Below are 18,660 nucleotides of genomic sequence, written 5' to 3' on the forward strand. Positions count from 1 at the left end.
ACATCGTACTATTCAGCCAAAACTTCCCTGAAAATATTGAAATTAAATTTCCCATTTAACGATAGTGCCAGCGAAGGTCAGTCCACCACCAAAACCAATCATCAATAGGGTGTCTCCTTTCTTAATACCTCCGTTTCGTTTGGATTTAGCTATCGCCAAAGGAATGGAAGCGGATGAAGTATTGCCAAATTCAGTCACGCTCTCCGGCACTTTCTCCATCGGATAACCCAGGTCCTTGGCTATTGCTTCAATGATACGAAGGTTAGCACTATGCGGCACGATGTAATCAATATCGTCCAGTGTCATGCCCGCCTTATCGACCAGCTCTCTGATTTTCTTAGGAATATTTCCCACAGCCCATTTAAACACCGATCGTCCATTTTGAACAATCTTCCCGTGTGGATTAATGCCAACTCCATTGATGCTATTTTTCTTATGACTTAGGTAAAGATCATGTCCAAGGTCACCGTTTGTTCCCGAATTAAAAGCGATGAAATGTTCACTATCTCCCGGCTCTACTAACGCTGCTCCTGCTGCATCACCAAACAAAATACATGAAGTACGATCTTTGAAATCTGTAATTTTTGAAAGGGTTTCGGCACCAATCACCAACACTTTCTTGTAGATACCAGAGTTTACAAAACCATGGGCCATTTGCAATCCATAAATAAATCCTGCACAAGCTGCATAAATGTCGTTACATCCACAGCTTTCTATCCCTAGTTTGTACTGAACACGAGAGGCTGCATTTGGCATGGGCTGATCCGGAGACGTGGTGCACACCACGATAAAATCTACGGTAGAAATGTCTTTTCCGCTGGTCTCAACCAGATCATTTACAGCCTTTACACCCAGATCGCTGGTATACTCTCCATCTTTGGCAAAGCGCCGGGTTCGAATGCCCGTTCTGGAAATAATCCACTCATCATTCGTGTCGATGAATTCTTCGAAATAATGATTGTCTACGATTTTTTCAGGTACATAGGTACCAAATGCGGTAATTTGTGACATAAGAAATATTGTGGGATTTTAGTTTGAAATAGATAAATCTTTTGGGTCTGGTGTCTATTTCAAAAGCAAGTTGAAACAGGAAGACATCAATTCCAAAGAACTATTTATTTTCTTTCATCATTTTCTCCACTTCCTGCAACTCATCTCTTAGCCTGGCAGCTTCCATGAAGTCAAGATCCTTGGCTGCCTTTTCCATTTTCTTTCGGGTTTCACTAGCCAATTTTTTCAGCTGATCTTTGTCCATATAGGCGACTACCGGATCTGCAGCGAGTGTCTGCTCCTCCTCGATATAATACTTCTTGCCCCCTTTTTTCTTGTCGGCCACCCCGGTCTGACGTAATATTTCTTCCCGATTCTTTTTCAATGAAACAGGGGTAATTCCATGCTTCTCGTTGTATTCCATTTGGATACTTCGCCTTCGGTTAGTTTCATCAATCGCCAGCTTCATCGACCCGGTCACCTTATCGGCATACATGATCACTTTTCCTCTATCATTCCGTGCCGCACGCCCGATCGTCTGTACCAATGATCGTTCGTTTCTCAGGTATCCTTCTTTATCCGCATCCAGAATGGCTACTAAAGACACCTCAGGCAAATCAAGTCCTTCACGGAGGAGGTTAACACCTACAAGTACATCAAAAACACCAAGCCTTAGCTCGCGCAGAATCTCCACACGATCGAGGGTGTCGACTTCTGAGTGGATGTAGCGTGTTTTAACACCCGCATTTAGCAAATATTTGGTGAGTTCCTCAGCCATGCGTTTGGTCAATGTTGTCACCAACACCCGATCTTCCATCTCGATTCGCTGCTGGATTTCTTCCATCAGGTCATCAATTTGATTGTGACTTGGCCTCACATCTATCACCGGATCTAACAGCCCCGTGGGTCGAATGAGTTGTTCAACTATTACGCCATCAGACTTTCGCAGCTCGTAATCTCCGGGAGTGGCACTTACAAATACTACCTGGTTAAGCATGTCCTCAAATTCATTGAAAGTGAGTGGACGGTTGTCCATTGCTGATGGAAGCCTAAAGCCATAGTCCACCAGATTCACTTTCCTTGCTCTATCTCCACCCCACATTCCTCGCACCTGTGGCACAGTCACGTGGCTTTCGTCTATGATCATCAAAAAATCATCCGGAAAATAGTCTAATAAGCAAAAGGGTCTGCTACCAGGATTTCGTCGGTCAAAATACCTTGAGTAGTTTTCAACTCCTGAGCAATAGCCAATTTCACGGATCATCTCCAGATCAAACTCTGTTCGCTCCTTTAGTCGTTTGGCTTCCAGGAACCTACGTTCATCTTCAAAATACTGAACCTGTTCCACCATGTCATCCTGAATTTCTTTAATAGCTACCTGCAACTGATCTTTTCCAGTCACAAAAAGATTAGCAGGAAAAATAGTCACGATACGTTCATCAGATTGCTTTTCACCTGTCATCGGATCAATACGTTGAATGGATTCGATTTCATCTCCCCAAAAAATAAAGCGATAAGCAAAATCAGCATAGGCAACAAACACATCTACTGTATCCCCTTTTACACGAAAAGTCCCTCGTTTAAACTCTGCTTCAGTGCGACTGTATAGAATGTCCACCAATTCAAAAAGAAATTTGTTTCTTGGAATCTGATCTCCTTCCTGAAGCCGGATCACGTTTTTACCAAACTCCTCCGGGTTCCCAATACCATAGATGCAGGAAACAGATGCCACAACGATTACGTCCCTTCTGCCGGATAAAAGAGCAGAAGTAGCACTTAATCTCAGCTTTTCAATTTCGTCATTAATTGAAAGATCCTTCTCTATGTATACATTACTAGTGGGTATGTAAGCTTCTGGTTGGTAGTAGTCATAATAGGAGATGAAATACTCAACCGCATTTTCAGGAAAGAAGCGTTTAAACTCTCCATATAGCTGCGCTGCAAGTGTTTTATTGTGACTGAGGACTAGTGTAGGACGCTGAACCTGCTCCACCACGTTTGCAATGGTAAAGGTCTTGCCTGATCCGGTAACACCCAGCAAAGTCTGAGCTGCTTCCTCATTATGTACGCCTTCTACAATTTGCCTGATCGCCTCCGGCTGATCGCCTGTCGGGCTATATTCTGAGCTGAGTTTGAAATCCATGAATTAGCTTGTCCAAATGTCCCAAGATTTTTCCGCTTGAAGCTCCAACATCTCCATGCCATTTTTAGTTTTTGCTTTCTGATTTTTACCCATTTTCAAAAAAGCAGTTTCTTCAGGATTATAGATGAGGTCATACAAGTAAGTTCCCTTTTTTATACGGTGGTACGGAATGTCCGGCAAAGTCTCGTTCTTTGGGTACATACCAAGTGGTGTTGTATTAACAATTAGTCCAAACCGCTCCATTATCTCTGGATTTATCTTGAGTTGTTCATAGGTATAGTCCCCGCCTTTCAGGCTTCTGCTGACCTGATTATAAGGGATGTTCAGATCTGTCAAGCCAGCCTGAACCGCCTTGGAAGCACCACCCGATCCTAGTACAAGTGCCTCACCTTTGAATGTGCCAATCCAGTTTCTGAGAGATTCACGAAAAGCCATGTAATCTGAATTATAACCTATTAGCTTTCCACCTTTTCTCTGAATCACATTGGCAGCCCCTACTTTGATAGCACTAGCATCTTGCTTATCCAGGTACTTCAAAACGTTTTCCTTATGTGGTACTGTTACATTTACTCCTTGAAGCTCTTCATACTTTAGCCATAAAGCCGGAAACTCATTTAAAAACTCCATTTCGAACAGGTCATAGGTATGATCCTTAAGACCAAGTTTTTTAAATTTTTTCCGAAAAAATTCCTGAGAGTAGCTATGCTCAACCGGGTATCCTATCAATCCATACTTTTTCATGAATGACTAAAGTTAGGTTGAAAAAATGAAGCATGAGAAAAACAAGAAACTATTCTGCAGTTCTTCCCATACGTTCCAATACCACTACAACCCCACCACCTACCAGGCAAAATGTGATTGCCAATACGAGTTGACTTGGTGTGTTAGTAGATTGTGCGAATTCTGAAGGACTTAGATTAGTAAATGAAATGTCTGTCTCGGTTTTCCATGGCCATATTTTATTGAGTGAGCCTAACATAAATCCTGCGAGGGAAGCCATCGTAGATGATTTATGCTTTTGAAGTAGCCAGTGGATCAGCTTGGAAAATGAAAGCAACCCCACTACACATCCAATTCCAAAAACAAGTATGACCTGAAGGTCAAAAGACTTCACAGCATTCAAGACATACTCATACTTAGCAAGTAAAATCAAAATAAAAGATCCTGATATACCTGGTAAAATCATGGCGCAGATAGCGATTGCACCGGAAATAAATATGAACCAGAGTTGCTCACTAGAAGCAGCTGGTGTCAGGGAAGTGATCATGTAGGCAGAAACTGCACCAAAGACCATAAAGCCGAAACTCCATAGATTCATCTTTTTTGGCAACACATAAAAAGCAGAGATGAGTATTAGTCCAAAAAAGAACGACCACAATGGGATAGGATGATCACTCAGTAAATAGGTGATCAAACTTGATAGAGAAAAAATACTTAGGAAAATTCCGGCAAAAACGTGCGCCAGGAATGGTCCATTGATATGGAGCCAGAGGTCTTTGAATTGTAATCTTAGTAAGAGCTTTAAGGCTTGGGTATCTACGGACCTTATAGAATTGATCAACTCTTCGTAAATCCCGGTTATCAAAGCAATTGTGCCACCTGAAACTCCGGGAATTAAATCCGCACAACCCATGGCGGCTCCTTTCAGGAAAAGTTTAAAGTTAAACATCCTAAATCCTGCCTACAGAAAGTGGCTGAATGTATCCCCTCTAAGACCCAATCTAATAGTCTCTAAAGGAATTACCTCATTTGGTGCAATGTTTCCAAGATTCACGTTGGGTCCACTAAGCTTAATAAACCAGACTTGCTGCGCTTTTTGTGGCGCCTCCCATAAAATCTTTTCCGAAGGAATTTTAGTGAGAATTTCCTCAACCAACCCCTGCCGTACCTCGCCAGAATCCCTGAATAGACCTACATTTCCACTCTCCCTTGCCTCTCCTATTACCTTCCATGCGCCAGCTTCAAGTTCAGTCTCCATCTGCTCAATCCATTTATATGGTGGGATAATCTTCGCTGCGTCTTTTGATCCGACCTCACTTAGTACAGTCACTTGCTTAGCCAAAGTGCTGATATACTCACATTTTCTGTCATGATCCATTTCTACCGATCCATCGGAAACCTCCGCGTATTCCAAACCAAACTCATCAAGTACTCTTTGGTAATCCTCAAATTGATCGCGCACAACAAACGCCTCAAACAAGGTACCGCCAAAATAGCATGGGATGCCAGCCGCTTTATAAAGAGCTATTTTCTCTTTAAGCTTTGGATAAACAAATGAAGTAGCCCAGCCGAACTTTATTATATCGATGTACTCTCCACTAGATTCAATCAGATCTTCGACTTCACGCAAACTGAGGCCTTTGTCCATGACCATGGTATAGCCTTCAGTTCTTGGTTTATTCGTTCGCTCTGGTAGGTTATTTAGATGATAATTCATTTAGGATATCTGGTGCTTAATTCAAAACAAGCCCCAAAAATCACAAATTATCTTTAGATGGTCAAAGATTATTTGTTATCCTGACGAAACTGATCAATAATTCTGTACAATGCTTTTTGAGTGGGAAGGTTAGGAAAGAAATCAAAAAGTACCTCATGGCCATCAAAATCAAGCATTAAAGCAGTTTCCAACCTGTTTATTGCATTCTTGTAACTTCCTGAGCCAATTAGATACACAACTCCCCGATAATACATTTCGGCATTGTCCGGACACTCATTCAGTCCATCCTCCAATATTGAGATGGCTTGACCAAAATCTCCTTGTTCATAATACACCATCGACCAGTCTAACCAGACCTGTGGATCATCTGCATTCATTTCGCTTGCTTCTCGATACGCATCAAGTGCTGAAACAAGGTTTCCTGTCTTATACTCTGCATCAGCAACAGCCTTCCAATAGTGAGCATTTTCCGAATCAATTTTCAGGGCCTTATTCAGAAAATGAATGGCTTCATACCATTTATCCTGAAGGGCAAGACAAACTCCAACCCCATACCAGGCCTCATGGTACATTTGATCCAGCTTTGTTGCTTTTTGATAATACTTGACGGCTAAATCAAGCTGCTGAAGTTTTTCATATGCTGCTCCTATATGACAGTAGGTTTCAGGGGAGGCCCCCTCCTGGTCGTATGTTTTGAGATAAGCTGCTAATGCTCGATCATATTTGCCCATATTCATGAGCGCATTGCCCATATTGAACCAGGCACTGCTAAAATCCTCATCTATAGCCGTTGCATATTCGTAAGCGTCAACTGCTTCATCAAATTTTCCAAGTTTATTATAAACGATACCCAGGTTGTACCAGGCATATTCAGAGTATGGATCCTGATCGATGAATTTTTGATAGTAAGAGAGGCTACTCTCCAATTCGCCTGAGACATCCAGGCAATAAGCCAGTTCATACAATGCATTTTCGTTGAGCATATTAATCTCAATGGCCTTTTTGTACTGCTGGGCTGCTTCCTTGTATTTCCCCAGCCCCTGATATGCCATCCCAATACTGAAATACACCTCATCCTTATCCTCCACATTTAAGATGGCTCGTTCATAAGCCTCTATGGCTTCCTCAAATTCAGAAAGCAGGCAATGAATAGCCCCCTTCTGGAGAAGAAGCTCGGGATCATTGGGCTGAATATTCAATGTCTCATCCAAAAGCTCTACAGCCTCGTCAGACTTTTCCATTTTTACCAGCACATCTGATTTCTCAATGGTGATATCTACAGAGTAAGGAAACTGATCCAAAGCGATGTTGGCTGCTTTAAGTGCCTGATTGAGTTTATCATGTACACTGTAGTAACAAATGATTTGAATGAGTGCCTCTTCATCAAAGAAATGATTTTCCCTGTTTTTAAGGAATGCTTCAAACTTTCTTATCAACTCTCTCTCTTCCTTACGTTTATGTTCTTCGGCCATCGCAAAAGATTAAATTCGGTGGTAAATGATTGAAGGAATTTAAGCGAAAATGTATTTAAAACCTGTGAGTTAAGAGCTAAAAAGTTTTCCACACCCTCATAAAAGTTGGCTATTTTTTAGCTGACCTGATTTGATTAATCGCTGTATTTCCTTCGATTTCAGGCCTTTAGACAGGTATGGAAGATGAGACTCCCGATGCAAATCCGATCCAAGAAAATCAACCATTCCCTCACTCAAAAGCTGCTTACTGATCTTCATAGGTTTATCTCCGTAATACCCACCCATAGAACCTAAAGTCACTTGAAACAGAATACCCATTCCTTTTAGTTCCTCCAGCCAATCAATACTCCCTTCTAAAAATTGGTACCGCTCAGGGTGAGCAAGCACCGGCTTGTATCCTTTGCTCTGAAGATCAAACATAGTGGACTCAAAAAATGCCGGCTTGTTGATGAAGGAAGACTCTACAAGTACATACTTGTCCCCAAAGAAAAGAATTGGCTCATTCTCCTTGACCTTCTCGTAGAAGCTTTCATCAACGTAATATTCAGCAGCAGCTTCCAGTTCAATTAGAATGTTCGCAGAAACTATTTCTCTCTGTAGTTTCTCTAAACCCAACATTATATTCTCATTTTTATTCGGATATCGGGGATGGATGTGGGGCGTGGTAATGATTTTTTTGAAACCCATATCGATCAAACTTCTAATCATATGTAGGCTTTGTTCAATGGATTGCGAACCATCATCGATACCCGGTATCAAATGCGAATGAAGATCTACTTCAAGCGGAAGCGTGCTTTTCTTGCCGAAAAGACCCATCAAAATAAATTTTTAATACTATTAGCTACCTTTTTTCTTTTTGATCCTTCGTCAGCGTAGTAACCGTAACCATAGCCATAACCATAGCCGTAACCCGGTGTAGAATCGATGGCGTTCAGGATAGTAGTCATATTCGGGAATTGACCAGTCGCTTTTAGATCATTAAGTACTTTGATAAATGCTCGCTTCGAATAATCGGCTCTCACAATGTAAACTTGAATGTCACAAGCCTTCATTACCAAGCGCCCATCTGTAACTAATCCTACAGGAGGGGTATCCAGAATGACAACATCGTAAGCCTTACGAAGATCTTCAAGCATTTGGGTAAAATCATTTTGAAGTAAAAGCTCAGAAGGATTGGGTGGCGTTGGTCCTGCAGAGATAAATGACAAGCCATCAATATTTGATTTTTGAATACTATCCTTAAGACTGCTCTTTCCTGATAGAATGGTACTTACCCCGTTTTGTGTGCTTGTTACACCGAAGGCAAGGTGCACCTTTGGCTTCCTCATGTCAATATCAACCACACATACCTTTTGCCCTGTCATGGCCATAATGGCTCCCAGGTTTGCAGCAACAAACGTTTTTCCTTCACCGGAAATAGTTGAAGTAACACTAATTGTTTTCGAACCCGGCTTAGGGTGAATAAAGTCCATATTGGTCCGTATGGTTCGCAAGGCTTCACTTAATGAGCTTTTGGAGTCCTTGGTAACAACCAACGAGGTATGATCCAAGGATTCTTTTTTATACTGAGGTATAGCTCCTAACACAGGTACTTTTACCAGTCTTTCCAACTCACGGACACCCGCTACTTTGTTATGCGCCAGGTATCTGATCAGCAAATACACGATGCTAATCATGAGTCCTACCATGAACCCTGCACCAATGATCAATGCTTTTTGAGGTTTTATGGGAGCCTGCGGAAGAGAAGCAGGTGACAATATCACATTCCGTGTTACTGTTCCGGCTCTCGTAATCTCCAGTTCCATTTTTGAGGTCTGTAGGGATAGCATGAATTCTTCCTGAAGCTCATAAAACCTTCTATTCTTTCCATACTCCGTTCCCATGGATGGCATCTGTGAAAGGTTATTTTCAAGAATAGTCCTTCTTCTATCAATTTGAGCCATGCGATCCTCAAGGGTTTGATCATATGACCCCAACAATTCCTCTAACAAGTCTTTTGATTTCTCCAGCTTCACATCAAGCTGTTCTATGATATAAGAAGTTTCATTGTAAGAAGCCAGTTTAAGTTCTCGCTCTTGCTGTAAATCTGAATATTCGGTGATGGCCTCTGCAAGCGATCGTGGCAATTGTTCCAACAAGAGTGGGTTTACCGCAATTGCTCCCTTAGCATTAGCTTGCTTTTGAATTACAGATAGATCATTGATACTTCTTCTAAGTGAGAATCTCTGAGAATCCAAAAGTGCAAGTTGCTCGATGGTTCTACTCAGATCCTCATCCAGGTTCATTGTTCGGTTTTCAATGGTAAACTCCTCGAAATAATCCTCATATTCCGAGAGTTTAGTCTCTGTGCTCTTTATCTGCTCATTCAAAAAATCAATTTTCTGCTCAATAGCTGCATTTTTTACTTCTTTGGTGTAATCCAGATAAAGCGAATCAATTAAGTCTACCAAATCACGGGCCTTATATTTATTATGATCAGAATATGAAACCTTAATGGTTTTCGCGTTGAAATTTTCCGGGATTATCTCAATACTCTGCTGTAGGGTATTTATAAGTGCATCTCTGCTTGAGATGACAAAAAAGTATTTATTCTCATCTTTAGGATCAAAATACTCCGTTCGCTGAACGTGCAGATTAAAATCTTTTGTTTTTATCTCCTCATCAAAATTGAACATCCTTTTTACCTCCTCACCTTGACTCAGATATGACAAATTGAATGAATCTTCAGCACCAAATTCAATATCAAATGGCCGATTATAAAAGCTTGAATTGTGAATTTTATATGATACGATAAAAGGTGAGTTTCTGTATCGCTCATCAGTAAGGTATCTTCCGTACACATGATAGGAAACGTCCATTTTGGCTGCCTCCGCAACCCGTGATAGAAATAACTTGGATTTGATCAACTCAATCTCTCCGGAGATTTCGTTACGTTCCTGAGTATTTACAACCTCCACTAAACCCAAAACATTTGCCTCACTTTCAAAATCCAGTTTTATGATCGACTCGGAATTAAATACTGGCTTGGTATATCTGACATATACATAAGCTAACGAGGTAGTTAAAAGAACAAAACCAATCAGCCAGAATTTGCTACTCTTAAGTACATACCAAAATCGTTCGACATCAAACGATTCGAAAAAATCTTTCTCTGTGCCTGTTGGGTTTTGTGGTAGGGAATTGTTTTCCATTACAAATTCTGAACGACAACAATTAAAGTTAAGACACTGGAAACAAGGCTAAGGGCAGGCGAAACGTCTCTCAATGTTTGCAACCATGGTCTTCGCCACGGCTCTATATATATGACGTCTCCAGGAGCAACATTCATATTTGATTCTCTCATCCCACTGATTGTGGCCAGGTTAATGCGGTATACATCTCGTCCTCTAATGAGTTTGATATTTTGAGATTTAGCTCCCATGTCCAATCCTTCAGCTGATGCCAGCACCTCTATTATACTGGTGTTTTCATTAGGAATTGGCACCACTCTGCCGCCAGGTGCTCCTAGTACGAACACCCTTCTGTTTGTAATTCTCAATTTGACAAACGATCCTTTATAAACACTATCAAAACGTTCTGCGATCGCACGCTCAGCCTCAAACAATGTCATTCCCTCCAGATTAGTATCCCCAATCATCGGGAAAGTGACAGTGCCATCCGCTTGAATAATGTATAGAAACCGATCTCTGAATTGAGCCTGTTGCTGACCAGGATTTGTCATTAGCTCCTGATTCGGATCAATAAGTCGCTCCCCTTCATTCGTGAAAACATCCAACAAAAGCGCATCATTGGGTTTCAATGCATAGTTACCTTCTATTTCCTCTGTGACGGTGGAAAGATCTTCCTCAGAGAAGTCATCATCAAGTCTAAACATGATGTCCTGCTTGTAAGCTTTGCAGCTAGTTAAAACAGCGATTAAAACAATTAATACTAAACGGTTCACAGATAAGTGTTTATATGTCGTAAAAATAGAAGAAATAATCTATGATGGCTTGATGATTCGACGTATTGTACGATCGTACATGTCAATTACAATGTTTTCATCGAAGGCCTCCTCTACCAACTTACGGGAGTTAGTCGCCAATTGGGTCCTTTCTTCCAGATCGAGTGCCAAAAATAGCTTCACTTTATCGACAATGCTCTTTGCATTTTTTACCTCAAATAAAAATCCATTGAAGCCATCTTTAACTACCTCTCTACACCCGGGAACATTGGAAGCCAAAAGAGGTCTACCCATTGCTGCGCCTTCAAGCAATGTTCGTGGTGTGCCTTCTCTATAGGAGGGCAGAACAATTGCATGAGATTCTGTGATCAACTTTTCAATTTCATCGGAATGAGGGATATAATCAATAATACCCTTTGACACCCATTGATCAAGCTCTTCTTTGGAGACAGATCTGGAATGATTTTCATCAAACTTCCCTACCAATGTAAATCTCACATGATCTTCATCTTTGAAAAAAGCCGCTGCTTCAGCATACTCCCGGACCCCTTTCTCAACGATTACCCTTGAGATCATTAGGAAATGTATTGTTTCATTTTTAGGAATGGTTGTTGGCTTAAAATGGGTTAGGTCAATGCCGGAACCCGGGAGAACACCCGTTCTCTCCTTCCTCAATTTTACATGAGTTTCAAACAACTTCTTATCATCTTCATTCTGAAAGAAGATATAATTAGCAGATTTGAATGCGATTTTATACAATCGCAAAGCTATTGTTCCAATTAATCCCTGAACCAAAAAAACCGTACCTAATCCGCTCACATTGCAGATGACTGGCACGGACGAGAATTTGCCAACAAGTGAAGCGTATATGTTTGCCTTGATCGTAAAGGACAATGCCACATCAGGTCTTTCTTTCTTGAAGATTGAATGAAGTTTCATTAAGTAGCCCAAATCCTTAACCGGATTTGCACCAGTGCCCTGAAGTGGTGTATCTATCCATTTCACTCCCCAATGTTGTATGCATTCAGTATACTCATCTTCGGGAGCCAATACTATAACTTCATCACCTCTCAAAAGAAAGTGATGAACGAGTCCTTTCCGAAAATTGTAGATATTCCAACAAGTATTGGCAACAAAAGCGACCTTCACAGTGTAAACTCTTTGGATAGCAAACTTTTGTAAGCTAGGGTTATTTAGCAAACTTTGCGTAAAATATGATAGAAACTGCAAAAAAGAATGAGCGAGGCGTACTCGTGGCTGTGGGCGAAAAATCAGAAGCCGATGAGCGCATGCAGGAGATGATGGATGAGCTTGAGTTTCTCTCCCAAACACTGCAAATAGACATTTTAGGAAAGTTCACTCAGAAACTGGAACACCCTGATCCCAGAACATTCGTGGGCAAGGGCAAACTGGAAGAAATCAAAACCATGTGTAAAATGGACAAGATAGACGTAGTGGTTTTTGATGACGACCTCTCTCCTTCTCAGCTCCGTAACCTTGAAAAAGAACTCAAGGTTAAGATTTATGATCGTAGTTTACTCATTCTAGACATTTTCCTAAAGCGAGCTAAGACTGCACAGGCTAAAACTCAAGTAGAGCTGGCTCGCTTTCAATACTTACTTCCCAGACTTACACGCATGTGGACTCACCTGGAAAGACAAAGGGGTGGAACAGGTACTCGTGGTGGTGCAGGAGAGAAAGAGATTGAAACGGATAGAAGGATCATCCGTGATCAGATCAACGTATTGAAAAAGAAACTCGAAAAAATAGAGAAGCAATCAACTACTCAAAGGAAATCCAGAAGCGGTATAGCCCGCGTGGCATTGGTCGGCTATACCAATGCAGGAAAATCTACTTTAATGAAGTTGCTAAGTAAGGAGAAGGTTTATGCAAAAGATGAACTATTCGCGACGGTTGATTCAACTGTTCGTAAAGTGGTATTAAACAACATTCCATTTCTGCTTTCAGATACAGTTGGGTTTATCAGAAAACTACCCCACTCCCTTATTGAGTCTTTTAAATCAACACTAGCTGAGGTAATGGAAGCGGATATTTTACTCCACGTGATTGATGCTTCAAACCCTTCGCACGAAGACCATATTCGAGTGGTTGATGAAACTTTGGCTGAAATTGGAGCCGGAGACATCACTACCATTAAAGTTTATAACAAAATTGATAAGGTAGAGGAGCCTGTTACTAAAAATGGAAATGGCTTGTCCATTCAAATAAGTGCGAAATCGAAAGAAGGAATCCCGGAATTGAGAGAATTGCTCTTTTCCGAAGTGAAAAAAGTGCATATGAAGATCTATCCCAACTATATGCAACAGGAGGTTTATTGAGGTTTTATATTTTTACTTTCTTTTTTGGCCCTGTAGTTCAATGGATACCCGCCTGCCTTAGTATGGCAATACCGGCCTCTTAGTTCAATGGATAGAATAGGAGTTTCCTAAACTCTAGATCTAGGTTCGATTCCTAGAGAGGCCACTACGGCGGGCAGGGAATAGAAGTTTCCTAAACTTTTGATACAGGTTCGATTCCTGTCAGGGCTACTCTTAGTTTCCTAACGCTTGATCCAGGCGGGCCGCCGACGGTCCGCCGCAGCGGTACGATTCGAGTCCTGGAGGAAGCATCTTTTTCCATCTTAACCCCCGCCACTTTTCTCATTTCAAAATACATTTTCTCATTTTGAGAAGCACGCCATATGACTAATCGCTCATTCTGGCTCATTTATCCATAAAATAGTCCGTTTCATCCTGTTGGCACAGCCTTGGCACATTCCATTGGCGAAATAAATGTTGAATGAAAAAATTACTCGTTATGAATAAGCTAAGAATTACTTCAAAACTTTTAGGAATTCTATTACTAACAGGTCTTTTCGCATGTAGCGATGGTGACTCAGAGGTAGATTCTAAAGGTAATGCAAGAGTATCTGCAACGGATGCCGCTGTAGATGCGCAAAACGTAAATAGTGTTAATCTCTCAGTAAGTGAGGTTAGGGCTACTGCTAATGGAGAGTCAAGAACTGTAGCTTCTTTTAATACGCCTAAGCAATTTAACCTGATGGCATATCAAAATGGTGAAACATATTTCTTAGGAGAAGGTGAACTAGAAGCCGGATCATATTCTGACTTGAGATTTATTTTGTCAGGAGAATCTGACTCTTATGTAGAAATGAAAGATGGATCTAGAAAAGATCTAATCATCGAAAATGCAACTACCACAGGTTATCAAATTAGTGGCGCATTTGATGTGGCTGCTAATAGTACTACCAATCTTGTTGCAGATATTGACTTGAGAAAAGCAATTGTTACTGAAGCTCAAAGTTCTTCAGAGACTGCTTTCAAACTAAGATCTAATGGTAGAGTAGTAGTAGAAGACGCTACTGGCGAAATTAAAGGTACAGTAGAAGGTGAAGCGAACTCAGGTGAGCAGCTTGTAGTCTATGCTTACAATAAAGGAACCTTTTCTGCATCAGAAGAAAGTGAACCTGCTGAAGGTAGAACCAGATATGAAGGTTCTGTAAACTCAGCGATTGTAGCTGAAGATGGGTCATATACTCTAGCTTTTATGGAAGAGGGTGACTATGAAGTTTATGTAGCATCATATTCCAACACAGACAATGATGAAGATCTGGAGTTCCAGGGAAGAGTTACTACAGACATTATGATCAACGGATCGCTTTTCAACACGATTAGTGTAGAGTCTAATTCTACCATCACAGCGAATATCCTATTGAAATAAGAATAATCGAAAAGGGGCATTGCGCCCCTTTTTTTGTTTACCCTAAACTATTCCACCTTTGCCCAAAAGAACATCCTTGAAAAGAAGCCGATTCCCCTATATACTGGGTACGTCACTTTTGGTACTTACCATTGGTGCTTCGTTCCTGGGTTTTTTCGCATATAAAAACCTCAATCAAATCATTGGTGCTTTAGAAAAAGAAGTAGAGCCCAATGTCAGTCTCCTTTTGCTTAATAACATAGATCTGGAGCTACAGGAAGTGGAGCACGCGATGGAGCGCTATGTGTACACAAACGAAGATATTCACATGCAGACCTTCCAAGAGGGCATTGCCAAAGCAATTCGAATTGTTGATACCCTAAAGGAACAGAATGACGATCCGAAAATTCTTGCTTCTATGGATAGACTGCAAAATCTAATCCTAAATAAAGGTACAGTGCTATCCCAAGTGGCCGATCTGGACTATGAATCCATGGAAGAAACCTTTGCTAACCTAAAACTCCAATTGAACGACATTCAGACAAAAGAAATTCTTGAAGATACCCTGCTACGAAAAAAACGAGGCTTTCTCCAAAGCCTTTTTGGACAAAGAGAAGAAATAATAACTTCAGACACAATAGATGTCTATAGCTCGGTAGAGTATAAAAACATCATTAATAGTCAACTTGACTCCATTGCGAATCAATCCCAACGCAAAGCTTACAATCAAAAATTGAAGGAATTCACGCTGCAGAAAGATCATCAGGAGATCCAGGCCAAAATATCCACTTTGCTAAATGAAATGGAAAATTGGGAATTGGATCGAATAAGGAGTCACGCAGCGAATGCACGAGAAATAGCTAGTTATACAAATAAGTATGTCACCCGCTTTAGTGTTGTTGTTCCTGTTCTTCTATTGATCACCTTTTCGGTTCTGGTGATATATATTCTCCGAACAAAAAAACATCAGGATGCACTAAACGCCTCTCGAAACAACGCACTTAAGCTGGCAAGGGAAAAAGAACAATTTCTGGCTAATATGAGTCATGAAATACGTACTCCCATGAACGCAATTGGTGGGTTTGCGAAGCTTCTTCTTAAAAGCGAACTCAATAAAGAGCAGGAGGAGCAGCTTCAAATAATCAATAAATCTACTGAGCACCTTACACACATCCTTAACGATGTGCTTGATTTCTCAAAGCTTCAAAGTGGAAGAATCAAGCTGGAACAAAAAGCATTTAGTCCTGCTGATCTGGTAATTGATACAATTAAACTGCTAGAAGATAAGGCTGAAGAAAAGGGCTTGAGACTAGAATATGAAACCGAAGATCTCCCTGATGTAGTTGTTGGCGATCCTTATCGACTTAGACAAATCCTGTTAAACCTCATTTTCAATAGTATCAAGTTTACTGAAAAGGGAGGCGTATATGTGACAGTCAAAAAAGAAAAAGAATCAAAAAAAGGGATACAGCTTTCTTTCGAGATTATGGATACTGGCATAGGTATTCCATCAAATCGAAAAAAGCACATCTTTAATGAATTTGAGCAGGTGAACCGTGAGGATAAGCGCAAGGGCACTGGACTTGGACTTTCAATCACTAAAAAGCTTGTAACCATACATCGTGGTAAAATCAAAGTTGATAGTACCGTAGGAAAAGGAAGTACGTTCACCGTTTCGCTTCCCTACATGCTGGCTGATAGCGAAATGGAAAGCACTGTTGTGCAAAAGACTGACACGAAACTGCAAAACATGCACATTCTTATTGCCGACGATGAGGAGTTTAACAGAAAGCTTCTGGAAGCCATCCTAAAAGAGCACAACATCACCTATGACATTGCTGAAGATGGTAAACAGGCTTATGATCTTCTGAGCAAAGTCGAATATGATGTTGTTTTGATGGATTTTCGTATGCCTGAAATGGATGGTCCTGTAGTCGCAGAAAAAATCAGGAAGGAAAACAAAAAGAATGCGGAAACACCGATCATTGGTCTGACGGCTACCGTCTCTGATAGTGACATGAAGCAAGCCCTCAGTGCAGGCATTAATCGCGTGCTAAGAAAACCGTTTGACACTGACGAACTCCTTGCGCTAATGAAGGAAAACCAACCATCCAATACTAAATTTGAAGAAATGGCATCAGAAAATACAGTTTTCAGTCTGGACGGACTCTCAAAAATGGGAGATGAGGTCTTCGTAAAAGATATGATTGAAACCTTTATCTCCAGCACCAAAGAAAACTTGCGGGTTCTTGACAAAAGTGTAGACGAGGAAGATTGGGAAAATGCTGCAGAGGTACTACACAAGATCATTGCACCAGCAAGGCACCTTAAGGCAGAGCAGGTTGTAAACCTTCTGAAAAAGCATGAACTGCGAGCCAGAGATGGCCATCCAATTCCTCAGGAAGAATTTAAAAGTATTAAAACATCAACCAAAGAGCTTGTTAAAGCGCTTCAGTTACATTTACAGAAAAACGGAAAATAAATGAGCGATCAGTCTTTCAAAATTTTTGTCGTTGAAGATGACGATTGGTACAGGAAGCTGCTTGTTCACACACTCGAGCTAAATCCTGACCATTCAGTGAAGGCTTTTGCTGATGGTGAATCTATGCTAAAAGAGCTTAAAGAAAAACCACAGCTTGTTACACTTGATTTCAGACTCCCAGATTATTCTGGCTCAGATCTTTTTGATAAAATCAAAGCTTATGATCCAAGCATTGAGGTAATCATCATCTCTGAACAACAAGATATTGAAACTGCCATTAACCTCCTGAAAAAGGGGGCCTATGATTACCTCACTAAAACAGATGACATCAGAGATCGACTAATTCATGTGCTGAACAAGCTCGATAAGAACAAAAAACTTGAAGCGCGTGTAGAGTCACTACAGGAAGAGGTTGAAAAAAAATATGAATTTGCTACTAATATTATTGGTCAAAGTGCTGGAATAAAGCGCGTTTTTAATCTCATCGATAAAGCCATTAAGACCAACATTACCGTCATGATCACCGGTGAAACGGGTACAGGTAAAGAAGTGGTGGCGAAATCTATCCACTACAATGGAAAGCAAAAAACAAAACCTTTCGTGCCGCTAAATATGAGCGCTATTCCCAAAGATCTGGTGGAAAGTGAGCTTTTCGGTCATGAGAAAGGTTCATTCACAGGAGCGACCGGTAAGCATATCGGAAAATTTGAACAGGCACAGGGCGGAACACTCTTCCTGGATGAGATTGGTGAAATGGACATCTCACTCCAGGCTAAACTTTTACGTGCACTTCAGGAAAAAGAAATTACACGAGTTGGCGGCTCATCACCTATAAAAGTAAATTGTAGGGTGATTGTGGCAACACACCGGAATCTTCAACAAGAAGTGAAAAATGGAAACTTTAGAGAAGACCTCTATTATCGCCTCTTCGGACTGCCACTAGAACTTCCACCACTTAGGGAGCGAGACAAGGATGTCATTATTCTGGCGAAACATTTTGCAGAGACCTTTGCTCATGAAAATGACGAGGAGCTCAAATCTTTCAGTAAAGAGGCATTTCAAAAGTTGATGAATTATCCTTTCCCGGGAAACATCCGAGAATTGAAGTCTATTGTAGAACTGGCTATGGTGATGGCAGATGGTACCGAGATACTTCCGGATGACATCACCTTCGCTCAAAAGGATGTACTCTCTGATATTTTGACAGAGGAAATGAGCATGCGTGAATACCAAATGCGAATCATTCATTCTTATCTCAAGAAGTATAACGATGACATCAAGATGGTTGCAGATAAGCTGGATATTGGTCAATCCACCATTTACCGGCTACTAAAAGAGGAAAAAGAATCCTCTCAGTAAGATACATTTTCTCAAATCGAGAAAAATCTCAGACCATATTAATTTGTAACTATCTGATTTATAGATAATTATATTTAAGGCATATCGATTGAATACTTATAGTCAAACAAAATT

At 40.8% G+C, this 18,660-nt stretch carries 14 protein-coding genes and 1 tRNA gene; 5 read left to right on the forward strand and 10 right to left on the reverse strand.

From position 1 onward, the window contains the following. Positions 1–42: 42 nt before the first annotated feature. From ACP14Y_RS06045 to ACP14Y_RS06090, 10 genes are all read right to left on the reverse strand, one after another. Entirely contained in the window at positions 43–1,011 is a 969-nt protein-coding gene (locus ACP14Y_RS06045) for a ketoacyl-ACP synthase III (protein WP_424962068.1), read from the reverse strand. Positions 1,012–1,111: 100 nt separating this feature from the next. Next, positions 1,112–3,133 (reverse strand): excinuclease ABC subunit UvrB, encoded by a 2,022-nt coding sequence (gene uvrB / locus ACP14Y_RS06050; RefSeq protein WP_424962069.1) that lies wholly within the window; start codon positions 3,131–3,133, stop codon positions 1,112–1,114. Between the two features lie 3 nt (positions 3,134–3,136). Further along, complete coding sequence (locus ACP14Y_RS06055; RefSeq protein ID WP_424962070.1) at positions 3,137–3,874, reverse strand: shikimate dehydrogenase family protein; 738 nt, start codon at positions 3,872–3,874, stop codon at positions 3,137–3,139. A 49-nt stretch (positions 3,875–3,923) separates the two neighbouring features. Beyond that, positions 3,924–4,802, reverse strand: coding sequence for a DUF368 domain-containing protein (locus ACP14Y_RS06060; protein ID WP_424962071.1), 879 nt, complete (start codon positions 4,800–4,802; stop codon positions 3,924–3,926). 12 nt (positions 4,803–4,814) lie between these two features. Beyond that, on the reverse strand, positions 4,815–5,570 hold the full coding sequence (locus ACP14Y_RS06065) for a phosphosulfolactate synthase (RefSeq protein ID WP_424962072.1): 756 nt from the start codon (positions 5,568–5,570) through the stop codon (positions 4,815–4,817). A gap of 68 nt (positions 5,571–5,638) precedes the next feature. After that, positions 5,639–7,042 carry a tetratricopeptide repeat protein gene (locus ACP14Y_RS06070; RefSeq protein WP_424962073.1) on the reverse strand — a complete coding sequence of 468 codons (1,404 nt, stop codon included), beginning with the start codon at positions 7,040–7,042 and terminating at the stop codon, positions 5,639–5,641. Between the two features lie 96 nt (positions 7,043–7,138). Continuing rightward, positions 7,139–7,858, reverse strand: a complete 720-nt coding sequence (locus tag ACP14Y_RS06075) for a tyrosine-protein phosphatase (protein ID WP_424962074.1) — start codon at positions 7,856–7,858, stop codon at positions 7,139–7,141. Next, complete coding sequence (locus ACP14Y_RS06080) at positions 7,858–10,233, reverse strand: GumC family protein (protein ID WP_424962075.1); 2,376 nt, start codon at positions 10,231–10,233, stop codon at positions 7,858–7,860. Before ACP14Y_RS06080 ends, ACP14Y_RS06075 begins: the two co-directional genes overlap by 1 nt. After that, positions 10,233–10,916 (reverse strand): polysaccharide biosynthesis/export family protein, encoded by a 684-nt coding sequence (locus ACP14Y_RS06085; RefSeq protein ID WP_424962076.1) that lies wholly within the window; start codon positions 10,914–10,916, stop codon positions 10,233–10,235. Before ACP14Y_RS06085 ends, ACP14Y_RS06080 begins: the two co-directional genes overlap by 1 nt. A 108-nt stretch (positions 10,917–11,024) precedes the next feature. Then, positions 11,025–12,134 (reverse strand): glycosyltransferase family 4 protein, encoded by a 1,110-nt coding sequence (locus ACP14Y_RS06090; RefSeq protein ID WP_424962077.1) that lies wholly within the window; start codon positions 12,132–12,134, stop codon positions 11,025–11,027. 65 nt (positions 12,135–12,199) lie between these two features. On the opposite strand from ACP14Y_RS06090, the gene hflX reads away from it, so the two are divergent. The 5 genes from hflX to ACP14Y_RS06115 all read left to right on the forward strand — a co-directional run bounded on the left by hflX (position 12,200) and on the right by ACP14Y_RS06115 (position 18,546). Then, positions 12,200–13,324 carry a GTPase HflX gene (gene hflX, locus ACP14Y_RS06095; protein WP_424962078.1) on the forward strand — a complete coding sequence of 375 codons (1,125 nt, stop codon included), beginning with the start codon at positions 12,200–12,202 and terminating at the stop codon, positions 13,322–13,324. Between the two features lie 73 nt (positions 13,325–13,397). Further along, positions 13,398–13,469: transfer RNA gene (locus ACP14Y_RS06100), tRNA-Arg, on the forward strand. A gap of 315 nt (positions 13,470–13,784) precedes the next feature. Next, entirely contained in the window at positions 13,785–14,726 is a 942-nt protein-coding gene (locus ACP14Y_RS06105; protein ID WP_424962079.1) for a DUF4382 domain-containing protein, read from the forward strand. Positions 14,727–14,802: 76 nt separating this feature from the next. Next, positions 14,803–17,187 (forward strand): ATP-binding protein, encoded by a 2,385-nt coding sequence (locus ACP14Y_RS06110; protein ID WP_424962080.1) that lies wholly within the window; start codon positions 14,803–14,805, stop codon positions 17,185–17,187. Then, positions 17,188–18,546, forward strand: a complete 1,359-nt coding sequence (locus tag ACP14Y_RS06115) for a sigma-54-dependent transcriptional regulator (protein WP_424962081.1) — start codon at positions 17,188–17,190, stop codon at positions 18,544–18,546. The last annotated feature ends 114 nt before the right edge of the window (positions 18,547–18,660 follow it).

The organism is Ekhidna sp., assembly GCF_965247405.1.
Lineage (GTDB): Bacteria > Bacteroidota > Bacteroidia > Cytophagales > Cyclobacteriaceae > Ekhidna.